This window comes from Marinobacter flavimaris (assembly GCF_045057155.1).
Lineage (GTDB): Bacteria > Pseudomonadota > Gammaproteobacteria > Pseudomonadales > Oleiphilaceae > Marinobacter > Marinobacter manganoxydans.
Genome location: NZ_CP171359.1, coordinates 583,639 through 598,698 on the forward strand (window position 1 = coordinate 583,639; position 15,060 = coordinate 598,698).

At 56.3% G+C, this 15,060-nt stretch carries 18 protein-coding genes and 1 tRNA gene; 18 read left to right on the forward strand and 1 reads right to left on the reverse strand.

Features of this window, described 5'->3' with window-relative positions:
• The first annotated feature begins 5 nt into the window (after window positions 1-5).
• The 6 genes from lpxD to ACGK9W_RS02900 all read left to right on the forward strand — a co-directional run bounded on the left by lpxD (window position 6) and on the right by ACGK9W_RS02900 (window position 4,303).
• Window positions 6-1,031, forward strand: coding sequence for a UDP-3-O-(3-hydroxymyristoyl)glucosamine N-acyltransferase (gene lpxD / locus ACGK9W_RS02875; protein WP_092031645.1), 1,026 nt, complete (start codon window positions 6-8; stop codon window positions 1,029-1,031).
• Window positions 1,032-1,042: 11 nt separating this feature from the next.
• Entirely contained in the window at window positions 1,043-1,480 is a 438-nt protein-coding gene (gene fabZ / locus ACGK9W_RS02880; RefSeq protein WP_008170365.1) for a 3-hydroxyacyl-ACP dehydratase FabZ, read from the forward strand.
• Window positions 1,480-2,271, forward strand: coding sequence for an acyl-ACP--UDP-N-acetylglucosamine O-acyltransferase (gene lpxA / locus ACGK9W_RS02885; protein ID WP_008170364.1), 792 nt, complete (start codon window positions 1,480-1,482; stop codon window positions 2,269-2,271). The genes fabZ and lpxA overlap by 1 nt, the downstream gene beginning before the upstream one ends.
• 18 nt (window positions 2,272-2,289) lie before the next feature.
• The gene (lpxB, locus tag ACGK9W_RS02890) at window positions 2,290-3,471 is read left to right on the forward strand and encodes a lipid-A-disaccharide synthase (protein WP_104270326.1); all 1,182 of its coding nucleotides are present in this window, start codon (window positions 2,290-2,292) and stop codon (window positions 3,469-3,471) included.
• The gene (rnhB, locus tag ACGK9W_RS02895) at window positions 3,471-4,157 is read left to right on the forward strand and encodes a ribonuclease HII (RefSeq protein WP_405419012.1); all 687 of its coding nucleotides are present in this window, start codon (window positions 3,471-3,473) and stop codon (window positions 4,155-4,157) included. Before lpxB ends, rnhB begins: the two co-directional genes overlap by 1 nt.
• A 69-nt stretch (window positions 4,158-4,226) precedes the next feature.
• Window positions 4,227-4,303, forward strand: a tRNA-Met gene (locus ACGK9W_RS02900).
• Between the two features lie 194 nt (window positions 4,304-4,497).
• Here ACGK9W_RS02900 and ACGK9W_RS02905 read toward each other — a convergent pair.
• Window positions 4,498-4,794 carry a helix-turn-helix domain-containing protein gene (locus ACGK9W_RS02905; RefSeq protein WP_405419014.1) on the reverse strand — a complete coding sequence of 99 codons (297 nt, stop codon included), beginning with the start codon at window positions 4,792-4,794 and terminating at the stop codon, window positions 4,498-4,500.
• A gap of 89 nt (window positions 4,795-4,883) precedes the next feature.
• Between ACGK9W_RS02905 and ACGK9W_RS02910 the strand changes: the two genes are divergently transcribed.
• The 12 genes from ACGK9W_RS02910 to ACGK9W_RS02965 all read left to right on the forward strand — a co-directional run bounded on the left by ACGK9W_RS02910 (window position 4,884) and on the right by ACGK9W_RS02965 (window position 15,041).
• Window positions 4,884-5,117 carry a hypothetical protein gene (locus ACGK9W_RS02910; protein ID WP_008170356.1) on the forward strand — a complete coding sequence of 78 codons (234 nt, stop codon included), beginning with the start codon at window positions 4,884-4,886 and terminating at the stop codon, window positions 5,115-5,117.
• Window positions 5,110-6,333, forward strand: coding sequence for a tyrosine-type recombinase/integrase (locus tag ACGK9W_RS02915; RefSeq protein WP_405419017.1), 1,224 nt, complete (start codon window positions 5,110-5,112; stop codon window positions 6,331-6,333). The genes ACGK9W_RS02910 and ACGK9W_RS02915 overlap by 8 nt, the downstream gene beginning before the upstream one ends.
• Entirely contained in the window at window positions 6,320-7,273 is a 954-nt protein-coding gene (locus ACGK9W_RS02920; protein WP_405419018.1) for a TraI domain-containing protein, read from the forward strand. The genes ACGK9W_RS02915 and ACGK9W_RS02920 overlap by 14 nt, the downstream gene beginning before the upstream one ends.
• A gap of 156 nt (window positions 7,274-7,429) precedes the next feature.
• On the forward strand, window positions 7,430-7,972 hold the full coding sequence (locus ACGK9W_RS02925) for a YqiA/YcfP family alpha/beta fold hydrolase (RefSeq protein WP_039881819.1): 543 nt from the start codon (window positions 7,430-7,432) through the stop codon (window positions 7,970-7,972).
• Window positions 7,973-8,276: 304 nt separating this feature from the next.
• On the forward strand, window positions 8,277-8,720 hold the full coding sequence (gene umuD, locus ACGK9W_RS02930) for a translesion error-prone DNA polymerase V autoproteolytic subunit (RefSeq protein WP_008170348.1): 444 nt from the start codon (window positions 8,277-8,279) through the stop codon (window positions 8,718-8,720).
• The gene (locus ACGK9W_RS02935) at window positions 8,717-9,472 is read left to right on the forward strand and encodes a CLCA_X family protein (protein ID WP_008170346.1); all 756 of its coding nucleotides are present in this window, start codon (window positions 8,717-8,719) and stop codon (window positions 9,470-9,472) included. The genes umuD and ACGK9W_RS02935 overlap by 4 nt, the downstream gene beginning before the upstream one ends.
• Entirely contained in the window at window positions 9,469-10,755 is a 1,287-nt protein-coding gene (gene umuC / locus ACGK9W_RS02940) for a translesion error-prone DNA polymerase V subunit UmuC (protein ID WP_008170345.1), read from the forward strand. Before ACGK9W_RS02935 ends, umuC begins: the two co-directional genes overlap by 4 nt.
• Before the next feature lie 262 nt (window positions 10,756-11,017).
• Window positions 11,018-11,638 carry a glutathione S-transferase family protein gene (locus tag ACGK9W_RS02945; RefSeq protein ID WP_008170341.1) on the forward strand — a complete coding sequence of 207 codons (621 nt, stop codon included), beginning with the start codon at window positions 11,018-11,020 and terminating at the stop codon, window positions 11,636-11,638.
• Window positions 11,639-11,701: 63 nt separating this feature from the next.
• Entirely contained in the window at window positions 11,702-12,370 is a 669-nt protein-coding gene (locus tag ACGK9W_RS02950) for a cupin domain-containing protein (protein WP_008170339.1), read from the forward strand.
• A 43-nt stretch (window positions 12,371-12,413) separates the two neighbouring features.
• On the forward strand, window positions 12,414-12,980 hold the full coding sequence (locus ACGK9W_RS02955; protein WP_008170337.1) for a TetR/AcrR family transcriptional regulator: 567 nt from the start codon (window positions 12,414-12,416) through the stop codon (window positions 12,978-12,980).
• 78 nt (window positions 12,981-13,058) lie between these two features.
• Window positions 13,059-13,865 (forward strand): dienelactone hydrolase family protein, encoded by an 807-nt coding sequence (locus ACGK9W_RS02960; protein WP_008170335.1) that lies wholly within the window; start codon window positions 13,059-13,061, stop codon window positions 13,863-13,865.
• 84 nt (window positions 13,866-13,949) lie between these two features.
• A complete protein-coding gene (locus tag ACGK9W_RS02965; protein ID WP_008170333.1) occupies window positions 13,950-15,041 on the forward strand; it encodes an aldo/keto reductase in 1,092 nt (363 codons plus the stop codon).
• The last annotated feature ends 19 nt before the right edge of the window (window positions 15,042-15,060 follow it).

Genomic DNA, 15,060 nt, shown 5'->3' on the forward strand with positions numbered 1-15,060 from the left:
ACGCAATGACAGAAAGGTCCTATCGCCTGGGGGATATTGCCAATGCCCTGGGTGCGGAGCTGCGCGGTGATCCTGATATCAGGGTATCGGGGCTGGCGACGTTGCAGGCCGCCGTGCCCGGCCAGATCAGTTTTCTCGCTAACCCTTCCTATGGCAAGTATCTGGCGGATACACGTGCTTCGGCGGTTATTGCTTCGCCGGCCTCGGCGAAGGATGCTCCGACCAACGTCCTGTTACTGGACAATCCCTACCTCGGCTATGCTCAGCTGAGCCACTGGTTTGATCTCGCGCCTGTTGCTTTGCCCGGCGTTCACGCGACTGCTGTGGTCGATCCGTCGGCCAGCATCGCTGACGATGCCTGTATCGGTCCTAATGTGGTGGTGGAAGCAGGGGCTGACATTGGCGAGAAAGTCGTCGTGGGAGCCGGCTCGGTTATTGGCGCCCGCGCCAGGGTCGGGGCCCGGACTTTAATCCGGCCACGGGTGACTCTGGCTCACGATGTGGTCATTGGCGAGCGTTGTCACATCCTCAGTGGCGCCGTTATTGGCTCCGACGGTTTTGGTTTCGCTAATGAGAAGGGTGTATGGCACCGGATCGCACAGCTCGGTCGGGTTGTTCTGGGGAGTGATGTGGAAGTGGGTGCCAACACCACCATTGATCGTGGCGCTCTCGACGACACCGTCATCGGTGATGGGGTGAAACTCGACAACCTCATCCAGATTGCCCATAACGTTCGCATCGGCGATCACAGCGCCATGGCGGCGATGGTCGGCATTGCCGGCAGTACCCGCATTGGACGGCACTGTGTATTCGGCGGCGCCTCGGGTGTGGCTGGTCATCTGGAGATTGCTGATCAGGTTCATCTGACAGGTATGACCCTGGTAACGGGCGACATTCGTGAGCCCGGGGTCTATTCATCCGGCACCAGCGCCGATAGCAACCGTCAGTGGCGCAAGAATGCTGTCCGCTTCCGGCAGCTGGATGCGCTGGCAAGACGGGTAAAAGAACTGGAAAAGAAATTAGAGGGCTGAGGCCGATCAACATGATGAACATCGACGAAATTCTGGAATACCTGCCGCACCGATACCCGTTTCTGCTGGTGGATCGGGTCACGGAGGTCGAAAAGGGAAAATCGATCAAGGGCTACAAGAATATTTCGTTTAACGAGTCGTTCTTCCAGGGCCACTTCCCGAACAACCCGATCATGCCGGGGGTGTTGATCATCGAAGCCATGGCTCAGCTGTCCGGCATTCTCGGTTTTGTGACTGTGGGCCGGAAACCTTCTGACGGCGTGGTACAATACCTCGCCGGATCCAGCAAGGCCCGGTTCAAACGCCCGGTTTTACCAGGGGACCAACTGTGTATGGAGTCGGAACTCATCTCCGGTAAACGGGGTATTTACAAATTCGAGTGTCGCGCCCTGGTCGACGGTGAAGTCGTCTGCGTGGCAGAGATTCTGACCGCTGAGAGAGAAGTTTGATGGCGACAAATGACTGGTCGGGTGTCCATCCTCAGGCGATTGTAGACCCGTCAGCCAGGCTCGGGGACAACGTTACTGTCGGGCCCTGGAGCTACATTGGCCCTGATGTGGAAATCGGCGAGGGTACCGAGATCCTGTCCCACGTGGTGGTCAAGGGGCCGACGGTTATCGGCCGGAATAACCGTATTTTCCAGTTCTCCAGTATCGGCGAGGAATGCCAGGACAAGAAATACGCGGGCGAGCCAACCACACTGGTGATTGGCGACAACAACGTGATTCGCGAGAATTGCACGGTTCATCGGGGCACGGTCCAGGACCGGGGTGAAACCCGTATCGGCAGTGGCAATCTTTTGATGGCGTACGTGCATGTCGCTCATGACTGTATCGTCGGTGACAACACCATTCTGGCCAATTGTGCCACCCTGGCGGGCCATGTTTCGGTCGGCGATTTCGCGATTCTGGGCGGTGGTACCATGGTGCACCAGTTCTGTCATATTGGTCCCCACAGCATGGCGGCTGGTGGCAGCATCGTACTCAAGGACATTCCGGCTTATGTGATGGCGAGCGGTCAGTCCGCCCAGCCACACGGCATGAACGTGGAAGGCCTTAAGCGCCGTGGTTTCAGCAAGGATGTCTTGCTGGCTTTACGCCGCGCCTACAAGGTGATCTATCGCCAGGGGCTGACAACCGAACAGGCCGTCGAAGAGCTTGAGAAGTCCTACTCCGATGTTGCAGAAATACGTCCCCTCATTGACTCCCTGCGTGGAGCTCACCGCGGCATCATCCGCTAACCCGGCAGGAGCCTGTCGGTGACAGATCTTTCTCACGCGACCATCAGCGAGCGTAAAATCACATTCGGAATCATTGCCGGTGAGGCATCGGGGGATATCCTCGGTGCCGGCCTGATCCGTTCGCTGCGCCAACGCTATCCCCAGGCCCGGTTCGTCGGCATTGGCGGGGAGGAAATGGTTGCGGAGGGATTCCATTCCCTGGTGCCGATGGAACGTCTTTCGGTCATGGGGCTCGTGGAGGTTCTTGGACGAATTCGTGAACTGTTCAGCATCCGGGCCCGGCTCCTGGACTATTTCTTCGCCACGCCACCGGATGTTGTGATCGGTATCGATTCTCCGGATTTTACGCTTGCGATCGAACGGCGCTGCCGCGAGGCCGGCATTCTTTCCGTGCATTATGTCAGCCCATCGGTTTGGGCCTGGCGGCAGAAGCGGATCTTCAAAATTGCCAAATCGGTCAACCTGATGTTGACCCTGTTTCCTTTCGAGGCAAGGTTTTACGAGGAGCATCAGGTGCCTGTGGCCTTCGTGGGCCATCCACTGGCAGATCGAATTCCCATGGCGCCGGATACCCTCAAGATGCGGGAGTCGTTGGGAATAGATGCGGACGCACCCGTACTGGCGGTTCTTCCCGGTAGTCGTGCAGGAGAAGTGGAGAGACTTGGTACCTTGTTTCTTGAAGCCTCTCGCTGGATACAGGAAAGAAGACCTGATCTGCAGTTGGTGATCCCCTGCGTGAACCGGGACCGGGAGAAGCAGGTGCGCGATCTGGTCGATGCGTTGGAGGTGAAGCTTCCGGTTACCATCGTACGTGGGCGTTCCAGGGATGTTATGGCCGCCTCCGACGTTGTGCTCTTGGCCTCTGGAACGGCAACACTCGAAGCGATGCTTCTCAAAAAGCCGATGGTTGTAGGGTACCGCCTGAGCGGGTTCAGCTATGCGCTTCTGTCGAAGTTGGTGAAGGTGCCTCATGTCGCATTGCCCAATCTCCTCGCGAAGCGCCAGCTTGTCCCAGAGCTGCTCCAGGACGACGCCACGGCCGAGAGTCTGGGTGCAGCAGTGCTTGAGCGACTGGAGAACAAAGAGGAGAGGGCGAGGCTTAACGAAGCCTTTACCGAGTTGCACCATTCACTGAAGCAGGGGGCTGATGAAAAAGCCGCTCAGGCGATCTCAGACCTGATAGAGCAGGGTGCCCACTGATGCCCAAGAGCCCTTTGCCACCCTTCGAGTGTCGTTACAACGGTTCCTTGCTTGCCGGTGTGGACGAGGTCGGTCGGGGGCCGCTCATCGGGGCCGTCGTGACTGCGGCGGTCATTCTGGATCCGGACCGGCCAATCGCAGGCCTGGCTGACTCAAAGAAGCTGACCGAGAAGCGTCGCAACGCCCTCTACGATCAGATTCTCGAGCATGCCAAAGCCTGGAGCATTGGCCGGTGCGAGTCCCACGAAATCGACCGGCTGAATATCTACCAGGCCACAATGCTGGCTATGGAGCGCGCAGTGTCGGGGCTGGCTGTGGTGCCTGAGTACGTTCTGGTGGATGGTAATCGCTGTCCCAAGTGGCGCTGGCCGTCGGAACCGGTTGTCAAAGGCGACAGTCGGGTGGCTGCCATCAGCGCCGCTTCTATTATTGCCAAAGTAACCCGTGACCGGGAAATGGAAGCGCTGGAAGCGCGTTTCCCCGGGTTCGGCCTGGCGCAGCACAAAGGTTATCCGACCCCGGTCCATCTGGAGGCCCTGCGCCGCCTCGGAGCAACCACAGAACACCGCCGCTCCTTTCGACCTGTTCAGGAAGTGATTGAGACAGTGGGATTCTATGAAGATCACGTTGTCTCAGAGCCCGAAGAGCTCCAGTACCGGGCAGACCTTTTCGAAGATATCGATTGACAGTTTTGAATCCAATCCTTAATATACGCGCACGTTGAACGGGGTAGCCCGGTAAACAACCAGTTTTGATGCGGGGTGGAGCAGTCTGGTAGCTCGTCGGGCTCATAACCCGAAGGTCGTAGGTTCGAATCCTGCCCCCGCTACCATATAAAAGAAAGGCAGATCAGTAACTTACTGGTCTGCCTTTTTTGCTTTCAGAATCTGAATTTTCCTCCGTGCCCTCACCGTGCCCTATGCGTGCCAATTTCCGATTTGGATGTTTTGGCTCATTTTCGCTTTTGACCTTCAGTCTTCTGGGGCACGGAACATTAACTCCTGCTCTCATGCCTAGAAAAAAGAGTCACTTCACGTCTTCAGGTTCTTCAGACTCGCCTGAGATTTCCTTGATGTGCGTGATCAATTGCTCAACAGAACAGTCGAAATAAGTGCATAGCTTATCAATGTTGTCCGTTACTGTGCTGTGGCCGGGATGATTGATGATTTTCGACAGTGTCATCCTGTTGATGCCAGTGTCCTTGGCGATTTCACCGATAGTGATTCGTCGTTTCTCGGCAAATTCCTTATCTGCTATCAATTCCTTTAAATGGAAACGGATCATCTTTTTGCTCTTTTGATAAAAATAAGTATCAAACGCCACTTGCAATTATCGTAATAGGGCGTATATTGATGATCAATTGATAATAAAAGATATCAACTGATCATTGGTTTGCAAAAGGAGATGTTCTCATGAACAACACATACCTGACAACTGAAGAGCTTTCAGAACGTATCAAGTATGACCCCCGCACTATCCGTCAGTGTCTGAAAGACAGCGTCCTGTTGGAAGGCAAACATTATATCCGTCCATTTGGTGGCCGAAAAATTCTCTACATCTGGGAGATTATTGAGGAAGACATGCTCAGCATGGCTCAGAACAATCTGGCCATCCCGATGGCAAGCGGAGGTGTTTGTCATGGCTAAGGTCCGTGCACGAGCCGATACAAAGAAGCTCTTTATTGATTTTCGGTACCAAGGAATACGCTGCAGAGAGCAAACCCTGCTAAGCGACACTGCCCGAAATCGTAAACAACTCGATACTTTGATCCAGCGAATGGAAGCCAAGATGTTAGTCGGGGATTTTGATTATGTAGAGTTCTTTCCTGGGAGCAAGAACCTCAAAAAGCTTGAAGATGCAGGAGTTCTTTTCAATAAGAGCGACCTTGCTTTTGAGCAATCGGAGTCTACTACTCCACGATTCCCAGACTTCGCCGACCAATGGTTTCTGGAATCTAAAATCCAGTGGCGCAACTCCCACGTCCGCAATGTGACCTCTATTCTCGAAAGCTCGCTCAAACCAGCGTTCAAGAACAAGCGGGTAGGAGAGATCACCAAGGCGGATATTCTGGCAGCCCGCAACAAGATGGCTCGGCGGAAGGGCAGGGGACCCAGTGGTTTGATGGCACCCAAGACCATCAATAGCCACATGACGATCCTTAGGATGATATTGACCGAAGCTGCCGAACGGTATGACTTCACGAACCCTTATCTCAATATCAAACCGCTAAAACAGCAGAAGGTTCATATCGAGCCGTTTTCTATGGCGGAAGTTGAGACCATCCTCAAACGGGTGCGTGAAGACTATCGCAATTACTACTTGGTGCGCTTTTATACCGGCATGCGCACAGGCGAGGTGGATGGCCTCAAGTGGGAGCATGTGGACTTTGAGCGCCGCGAGATTTTGGTTCGCGAAACCCTGATTCACGGCAAGGCGGAGTACACAAAAACCGACGGCTCTCAGCGCGAGATCCCCATGTTCGGCCCAGTGTACGACGCACTTAAAGAGCAATACGAGGCAACTGGAAAGCTCAGCAAGTTTGTGTTTTGCAATCGCCTGGGTGAGCCGCTGGACCACAACAACGTCACCAAGCGAGTTTGGTATCCCTTATTGGAGCACCTAAAGCTAAAAAAGCGACGGCCTTATCAAACCCGCCACACGGCCGCGACATTGCTTTTGGCATCAGGTGAAAACCCAGAATGGGTCGCCCGCACTCTGGGTCATTCCTCCACGGAGATGCTGTTCAAAGTGTACTCCCGATATATCCCGAACCTGACTCGTATGGATGGCAGCGCCTTTGAGCGCCTGATTCAGAGCCGGGTGATCGACAACGACCAGGAGCTGGGAAATGAAACTGAATGATCTGCGCCCGTTAATGAAAAAGACCTTCAACGGCACCTACCGCCTGACTGGCCGCGTAGCCTGTTTTGATGATGATGGTATTCCGTATCTGAAACTTCGCTTGAGCAGCTGTGCCAGCGACATCGTGGTGCTGGCTGTGATTGGTTCTCTGTTGATCCCAGAGCATCTGGGTCACATGGATCTAGTCGTGGTCAAGGGTCAGGTGTGTGTCGGTGGGGAGGAAAGTGAGATTCTGCTGACCGATATCCGCCGCCCGCTGCAGGCAGACGTTGCCAGCCTACCAGTACTGCAAACGTTGCCACGGACGTTCTGCCCAAAGCCGGAGGCACTGGATCAGTTAGTTGCTGCGGTTCGGTCTTTGCGGTCAGCTTCATTACAGATGTTTATTAAGCGAGTATTGGAGCGCCGTGACAGATTGGAGGTTTTCCTGAAAGCTCCGGCGAGCAGGAATTACCACCACAGTGAGCCCGGCGGTCTGCTGGCTCATTCCCTAGAGGTGGCGAAGAACGTACTGGTCATGACGGAGGCCAATGAACCCGAGATGCCTTGGGAGCTTCAGGAGCTCGGTTTCGTCGCTGGTTTGTTGCACGACATTGGCAAAACCTACACTTATGATACGTGGGGTAAGCCGACAGCAACCGCAAGGTTGTGCGACCACGCCGACCTAACTCTGGAGGCCTGCGCCTACGGTCTGGCTTATCTCGACAGGGTAGACCCTGATGCGGCGCTTGCACTCCGGCACATTTGGACCTGCGCCTCCCCCGGCGCGCGCTACGGTGCCACCCCTGCCATGACGCTTGCCCGCTATGTTCGTGACGCAGATGCCCAGAGTGCCATGGCTGACAATCAGCGGAAGGCCTACCGAAAGCGCCAGCCAATCGGTTTTGGGCGGCTTGGAAGCAACGTGTATTGGCGGCCATCAATCGAAGCTCATGGATGAGGCAGATGAAAACGACAGTGAGGGGTGTGAGCACGTTGCGGCCACACCCCTTTCTTTATCCGGCGGTGCGAGGGGATAGCGCTTGGGCTAGGAAGCAGGCATTTACCCGCCAACGGTGCTAAGGTCAGGAAAAATATAGCGTCCCTAGTGAAGGATATGCCAAAAATCTACTACCTCCATGGCTTCGCCAGCCGCTTCGATATCAACAGCGACAAACTCAAAACGCTCGCCAGGGTTGGTCCTGTCTATGGTCACGACATCGATTACACCCAAGGCTCGGAAGACGTTATCGAAGAGAGCTTGGACAAGCTGATGCAAGTGAACCCGGATCTTCTGGTTGGGACTTCGATGGGAGGATGGCTGGCGGGTATTCTGGGAGCCGAAGCGGGTATTCCGTTTGTTGCCATCAACCCGGTGACGGAGCCTGCCCACGCTCTCAAGTCCTGGATAGGGCCGGGTGTCGATCATCAGGGGCAGGCCTATCAACTGACGGACGAAGTGGTTTCTAGCTACTATCCTTTCACCCACTATGGCAGCGGGTTAGTACTGCTGGATCAGGGGGATGAACTGCTTCCGTGGAACGACACCGTCAGGGAGCTTGGGGGTTATTTTTCGGTACACAGCTTTGAGGGCGGGAGTCACCGGTTTGAGCACATGGAAGAAGCGCTAGAGCTTGTTCGGGAGCATGTGAAGGATTAATGCTACGAGGGGCTGCGTTAACGACAGTGCGACTGTTCCTCACTCGGCTTCGGTGCGACCGAATGTGTCAGAGCGCGACCTAACACGTAACCGGCTGCCACACTCACCAGTGCTGTCACTGGCCCAATCAGGCCTCCCACTAAGCCCCCAACAAACATCAGTACTACGCTTTTCATACAGACTCCTCCCGCCTTCCTGGCAGCTGTATTAGTCCGAGTATAAAACACTGTGCCCAATGATGGGTTGACCCATACGTATTATCTTTCCAAAATACTGTATATTCAAACAGTATTCGGTGTAAAGCATGTCCTGCATTCTGCTTGGTGACTTTGAATCCTTCTCCCGCCTGAACATTCCGATGTTTCTGGAACGGGTCTCGGCTGGCTTCCCATCTCCGGCGGAGGACTACATTGAGAAAACCATCGATCTGAACGAGCTCTGCATCCAGCATCCTGCGGCCACATTCTTCGTGCGTGTTCAGGGAGAGTCCATGATCGAGGCTGGCATCTATCCCGGCGATGTCCTGGTGGTGGACCGGTCGCTGAGAGCCAAGCACGGAGACATCATCATCGCCAGCCTGGAAAGCGAGATGACGGTCAAGCAGTTGCATTTGACGCCACCGCCTGTTCGCCTCCTTCCAAGGAATTCAGCGTACCGGCCTATTACCGTCGAGGGCGATATGGTGATGGAGGTGTTTGGGGTGGTCACCAACGTCATTCGGTCACTCAAGCGGGGAGGCCAGGGATGACACCTGAATCGGCAGTATCCTTTGTCACCGTAAGACGACGGTTCGATTTTCGCAGCATCGAGGTCGGACGCTGGGTGACGCCCCAGGAGCGGGGCCGGGCAGCCGGCCGGTTTTATCAGGCGCTGTGTGATTTGATGACGATCCTGCGAGGACCGGAACCATTGATCTCCCTAAGGAGCACGCTGGGCCTGCAGTATGGCATCGGCGGCCGGCTGGGCGTGGCGGCGCACTATATCCCTGCCACCCGGCAGCTGGCGCTGGCCAAGAACGCCGGTGCAGGTAGCCTCGCTCATGAGTGGTTTCACGCCTTTGATCACTACATGGGTGGCAAAGCTTACCGGAATGCCGGACCGTTCGGCTTTGCCTTCGCCTCCAGTGCCTGGCTGAACAGCGTAAGCAGTAAACCCCACCCACTGAATGAACGGCTAGGCGCCTGCTTCCAGGCCATCATGCTGACGGAGGACGGCACTGCACCCAGCACTTTGTTCAGGGCCTCCCTGATGGCCGATCAGCACTTGAGAACGGTTTATTACACCAAGCCGGAGGAGCTGTGCGCTCGCGCCTTTGAAGCCTTCATTGAAGACAGCCAGCCGCGTAACCGATTTCTGGTAAACGGAACCGTTCACTCTCATGAAGCCAAGGCGGGTCTGTATCCGCAGGGCGAGCATCGCCAGCGGATAAATGACGCCTTTCAGTGTTACTTTGCCGCTCTCGGGGCTGCGTTGTACCGGGAACAGGCCAAAGCCGGATGAAGACAGCCGTATTCGCCTTGGTGGACTGTAATAACTTCTATGCCTCCTGCGAGAAGCTGTTCCGTCCGGATCTGCGTCATACACCGGTTGTGGTGCTGTCCAACAACGACGGCTGCGTCGTCGCCCGTTCCAAAGAAGCCAAGGCGCTGGGGATCAAGATGGGCGTGCCGGTTCATCACATCAAACCGGAAATTCGCCGGTACGGCATCCAGGTGTTCTCCTCCAACTACACCCTCTATGGCGATATGAGCAGACGGGTTATGACCACTCTTGAAGCCCTGGCTCCGCGAGTAGATGTCTATTCCATCGATGAAGCGTTTCTGGACCTGACCGGCATTGACCGGGTGGTGTCTTTCGAGCACTTTGGGCGGAAGATCAAGAACACGGTTTATCAGAACGTCGGCTTGCCAGTCTGTGTGGGCATTGCACCTACGCGAACCCTGGCCAAGCTGGCCAACCATGCCGCCAAGAAGTACCCGGCAACCGGCGGCGTAGTCGATCTGACGGACCCCGCCCGGCAACGGCGGCTGATGGCTCGCGTACCGGTTGAGGACGTATGGGGTGTCGGGCGAAAACTCCGTGCCAGGCTTCAGGCCATGGGCATAGTCACGGCGTTACAGTTAGCGGATACCCATCTGGCAACGCTCAGAAAACAGTTCTCTGTCGTGTTGGAACGCACGGCCCGCGAACTCAACGGCATTCCCTGTGTGCCGTGGTATGAAGTGCCACCGCCCAAGAAACAAATCATGTGCTCCCGTTCATTTGGTCAGCCCCTTCAAAAACTGAGCGACCTGGAAGAAGCCGTGGTGCACTTTGCGACTCGCGCTACCGAAAAACTTCGGGGAGGTCAGCAGTATGCGGGAGAGCTGATGGTGTTCATTCGAACGAATCCGTTCAAGACGACGGCACCGCAGTATTCACGCAGTGCCAGCGTGAAGCTCATCCAGCCCAGCCAGGACTCCCGGGTTATTGTGCAGCAGGCCCTGAACCTGCTTCGACCGATGTACCGGGAAGGATTTAATTACGCAAAGGCCGGCGTTATGTTGGGGGAGCTAGTGGAAGAAGTGGGGCTTCAAGAGGATCTATTCCAAGCGGCCCCGGAGCAGGTGCCAGACAATGGCAGATCGGAGCGCCTGATGGTGGTGATGGATACGATCAACCGAAAGTCCAGGGCGACGGTCTACATGGCCAGAGAGGCAGGGCCTGCGGCCTACGCGATGCGGCGGGGGCATTTGTCGCCGGCGTATACGACCAGCTGGGATGACTTGCCAAAGGTTCGCTAGTAAACATAAGCGAACATTCACGGCTGCTCTTTCGCACACGCTTCTTTCAACAAAAACACTTCGATATTTATCAAATCGTCTAACTGAGAAGCTGGCTTTTTGGTTTGGCTATGTACTGCAAGAAGGCCCGGGCTGTTCTTGGCGTTTGGAATGTCTTGTCAACAGCGCAAAGAAAAGCAGAACAATCAAATTGCCTCTTGCACATCTACCTACTAATAGGTGGATTAATTGGCGCATGTTTAATGACCAACAGAGGCAATCAATGAAAATCTACGATATCGAAGGCTTCCCGAACCCGCTCCGCGTTCGCATCGCTCTGGCAGAAAAAGGCGCAACAAACCAGGTGGAATTCGTCCCGGTCGATGTCATGGGCGGCGAGCACCGTTCCGAGGCGTTCAAGACGAAAAACCCGGATGCCACCGTGCCCATGCTGGAACTTGACGACGGCACCTGCATCGCCCAGTGCAATGCCATCACCGAATATATCGACGGCGTCTTTGATGGTCCGTCCCTTATGGGTACAACCCCAGCGGAGCGTGCCCGTATCGCAATGATGAATCTGCGGGCAGAAAACGGTCTGATGAATGCCGTGGGTGCCTATTTCCATCACGCGACCCCCGGGCTTGGTCCGGATCTGGAAACCTGGCAGTGTGCTGAATGGGGTAATAAACAGAAAGAAATTGCCAGCGCAACCATGACCTATCTTGACAGCGTTCTGGCGGACAATGAGTTTCTCGCAGGCGACAGCTTCTCGGTCGCAGACATCACCGCCTTTGCCGGCCTGGGGTTTGCGGATTTCGCGAAGGTGGACATTCCCGAGTCCCTGACCAATCTCCAGGCCTGGCGCGCAAAAGTCGCAGCCCGTCCTTCAATTGCCGGGTAATCCGAAACCTTCGGATTTAATGTAAGCGCTGAAAACATGAAGGGCACAAAAGGGAGGAATAACATGGAGATCAATGCAGATTTCTCCAAACCGGTGGTTATGCATTCCGACCAGATTGAATGGCAGCCCTCGCCCATGAAAGGGGTGGAGCGGCGCATGCTGGACCGGATCGGGGACGAAGTTGCCCGCGCCACGACCATCGTGCGTTATGCGCCGGGCAGTCATTTCTCGGCGCATACCCATACCGGTGGAGAAGAATTCATCGTACTCGATGGCGTGTTCCAGGACGAGCACGGTGACTTCCCTGCTGGCACCTACGTGCGCAACCCCCCAACCACGTCACATATTCCGGGCTCTGAAACGGGCTGCACGATATTTGTGAAACTGTGGCAGTTCGACCTGGCCGACCGCACCCAGTTCAGCAAGAATATGGAGGCCGAGCTGGGCGCCCCAGTGGGCGGCGTTGCCACCGCAAAGCTGCATGAGGACGATCGTGAGATCGTGACCTACAGCCAGCTCGATGCGGGGGCGACACTGACCTCTGAGGCGCCCGGCGGAATCGAACTGCTGGTGGTCGAAGGTTCGGCTATCAGGGATGGCGAGGTGCTGGCCAGGCATGACTGGCTGCGCCTCCCTGAAGGACACAGGTTGTCCGTGACGGCCGGGGACGACGGCGCCAAGATCTGGATGAAAACGGGGCACCTGCGATTTGCCGGGGCACCGAGGGTATAAGCCCGGCAATAGCGGGATTGAAAAGGCAGACAGGTGAACAACCATGAACCGTGATACCAGAACAGCCCTGATGGATCTTGCCGAGCACACCGTCCGGTCACGGGGCTTTGACGGGTTCAGCTACGCGGATCTGGCCGAGGCCATCGGCATTCGAAAGGCCTCGATCCATTATCATTTCCCCACCAAGGCGAAGCTCTCCGAAGCCTTGATCGAGCGCTATCAGACCAGTCTGCAGCAGGGTCTGACCGAGATAGACGCAGCCCATGCCAGCGCTGGCGCGCGCCTCAAGGCACTCATTGCCCTGTACCGCGGGGCGTTGCATGATGGCCAGACCGTGTGTCTGTGCGTTGCCTTTTCGACCTGCCGCGAAAGCCTGTCCGACACCGTTATTGCCAGAGTCGGCGCCGTTCGCGCAATGGTTCTGCAGTGGATTACGGCAACGTTTGAACTGGGACAAAGGGATGGATCCGTCTCGGCCATCCTGGGTCCCGCCGATGAAGCGCAGGCGACCCTGGCGATGCTGGAAGGGGCCCACCTTGCCGCGCGCACCGAAGAAGACCTCGCCGTGTTTGATGCCGCAACGCGACTGCTGCGCGCCCGCTGCCAGTAACGACGGGACAGGAATCGCGCTTTGATGTACAGAATCGCTACGCAAATTGACTCATAACGAGCGAAAAGGAGCAAACAGATGATGAGCACCCTGAAAACAGCACTGGCAGCAGCCACGCTGTCACTCACTGTTGCAAGTACGCAGGTACTGGCAGAAACGCAAACCAGAACCATCGAGTATCAAGTCGGCGACGAGACCTTCACCGGCTACATGGCCTGGGATGATGAATTCGGGCAAAAGCGTCCGGGGGTTCTGGTGGTCCATGAATGGTGGGGGCACAATGAATTTGCCCGGAATCAGGCAGAACGACTTGCCTCGGCCGGCTATACGGCGTTTGCGCTGGATATGTATGGCTCTGGCAAACAAGCCGACCATCCCGATACCGCCCAGAAGTTCATGCAGGAAGCCACTCGGGACATGAGTCAGGTCAAGGCGCGCTTCATGAAGGCGATGGACATCCTGAAGAACCACGAAAGTGTTGATGCGTCCCGAATTGCGGCACAGGGTTATTGTTTTGGCGGCGCCGTGGTTCTCAACATGGCGCGCATGGGCGTCGATCTGGACGGCGTTGTCAGCTTCCACGGCGCGCTCGGCAGCCCCCTCACGGCTGAACCCGAGTCCGTGAAAGCCAGGATCCAGGTGTACACCGGCGGTGCCGACAAGCTGGTCCCCTCGGATCAGGTCGCGGGCCTGGTCAAGGAGATGCAGGATGCCGAAGTCGACCTGACACTGGTGAGCTTTCCCGGAGTACTGCACTCATTCACCAACCCAGGCGCCGACAAGATCGCCGAGGAGTTCGGCATGCCGGTTGGTTATGATGAAGAGGCTGCCAGCCGTTCCTGGGATGGCACCATGCGTTTCTACAAGGCCATCTTCACCCAGTAACACAAGCGAGTGCAAACAAACCGAAACCGGCAGTATTTACAGTGAATTCTGGAACACCAACCGAAAAGCATGATGAGGTGCAACATGGCAACTGAGAGTTTACCACTGTTCGATGGAGACAATCGTCCAGGCTACAAGTCGCTGGGCAACTCGGGGCTGTTCGTATCCGAACTGTGCCTGGGCACCATGACCTTCGGCGGCGATGAGGACATCTGGGGCCTGATCGGCCAGTTGCAGCAGGAACAGGCCGACGAACTCGTGAAGATCGCCCTGGAGGCGGGGATCAACTTTATCGATACCGCCAACATCTATGGTTTCGGCGCCAGTGAGCGCATCGTCGGCCAGTCCCTGAAGAATCTCGGCGTTCGCCGCGAAGATGTGGTGCTGGCGACCAAGGTGCTTGGCCCCATGGGGGCTGGCCCCAATGCCCGTGGTGCTTCCCGCGGCCATATAATGAGCGAATGCAAGGCGAGCCTGGCGCGCCTGCAAACGGATTATATTGACCTGTACCAGATCCACGGTTTTGACCCGGCCACACCGATCGAGGAAACTCTGGAGGCACTGAACACCCTGGTGCAGCAAGGCCATGTGCGTTACGTGGGCCTGTCCAACTGGGCCGCCTGGCAAGTGATGAAAGCCATCGGCATCACCCGGGCCCGCAACCTGTGCCCGATCATATCCATGCAAGCCTACTACACCCTCGTAGGTCGCGATCTGGAGCGGGATATTATTCCGATGCTGGAATCTGAGAACGTCGGTCTGATGGTGTGGAGCCCACTGGCCGGGGGTTACCTGTCCGGTAAATACGAGGGGCCGGACGTTTCCGAAGAAAACCGGCGCGCCAAGTTTGACTTTCCGCCCGTCAACCGCGAGCGGGGCAGCGAAGTCATCAAGGTTATGCGGGAGATTGCCGATGGCAAACAGATCGACGGCGAACCGGTCAATGTGGCACAGATTGCCCTGTCATGGCTGCTACACCAGAAGCCTGTGACCAGCATCATCGTTGGCGCCAAGCGGCCCGAGCAGCTCAGGGACAATATCCGCGCGGCCCAAATCCGCTTGTCCGACGATGAACTGGTAGCCCTGGATGAAGTCAGCCGCCTGCCCGAGGAGTACCCGGGCTGGATGATGAAGATGATGGCGGGGTACCGGGATCCGGTAAAGCCGGGAGAATGATGTCGCCAATTGATATCAC

Coding starts and splice junctions, on each gene's coding strand:
- lpxD (WP_092031645.1), top strand. CDS start 6: ATGACAGAAAGGTCCTATCGCCTGGGGGATATTGCCAATGCCCTGGGT.
- umuC (WP_008170345.1), top strand. CDS start 9,469: ATGAAGACAGCCGTATTCGCCTTGGTGGACTGTAATAACTTCTATGCC.
- ACGK9W_RS02910 (WP_008170356.1), top strand. CDS start 4,884: ATGAACAACACATACCTGACAACTGAAGAGCTTTCAGAACGTATCAAG.
- ACGK9W_RS02955 (WP_008170337.1), top strand. CDS start 12,414: ATGAACCGTGATACCAGAACAGCCCTGATGGATCTTGCCGAGCACACC.
- ACGK9W_RS02920 (WP_405419018.1), top strand. CDS start 6,320: ATGAAACTGAATGATCTGCGCCCGTTAATGAAAAAGACCTTCAACGGC.
- lpxA (WP_008170364.1), top strand. CDS start 1,480: ATGGCGACAAATGACTGGTCGGGTGTCCATCCTCAGGCGATTGTAGAC.
- ACGK9W_RS02925 (WP_039881819.1), top strand. CDS start 7,430: ATGCCAAAAATCTACTACCTCCATGGCTTCGCCAGCCGCTTCGATATC.
- ACGK9W_RS02935 (WP_008170346.1), top strand. CDS start 8,717: ATGACACCTGAATCGGCAGTATCCTTTGTCACCGTAAGACGACGGTTC.
- ACGK9W_RS02950 (WP_008170339.1), top strand. CDS start 11,702: ATGGAGATCAATGCAGATTTCTCCAAACCGGTGGTTATGCATTCCGAC.
- fabZ (WP_008170365.1), top strand. CDS start 1,043: ATGATGAACATCGACGAAATTCTGGAATACCTGCCGCACCGATACCCG.
- rnhB (WP_405419012.1), top strand. CDS start 3,471: ATGCCCAAGAGCCCTTTGCCACCCTTCGAGTGTCGTTACAACGGTTCC.
- umuD (WP_008170348.1), top strand. CDS start 8,277: ATGTCCTGCATTCTGCTTGGTGACTTTGAATCCTTCTCCCGCCTGAAC.
- ACGK9W_RS02965 (WP_008170333.1), top strand. CDS start 13,950: ATGGCAACTGAGAGTTTACCACTGTTCGATGGAGACAATCGTCCAGGC.
- ACGK9W_RS02915 (WP_405419017.1), top strand. CDS start 5,110: ATGGCTAAGGTCCGTGCACGAGCCGATACAAAGAAGCTCTTTATTGAT.
- ACGK9W_RS02945 (WP_008170341.1), top strand. CDS start 11,018: ATGAAAATCTACGATATCGAAGGCTTCCCGAACCCGCTCCGCGTTCGC.
- ACGK9W_RS02960 (WP_008170335.1), top strand. CDS start 13,059: ATGATGAGCACCCTGAAAACAGCACTGGCAGCAGCCACGCTGTCACTC.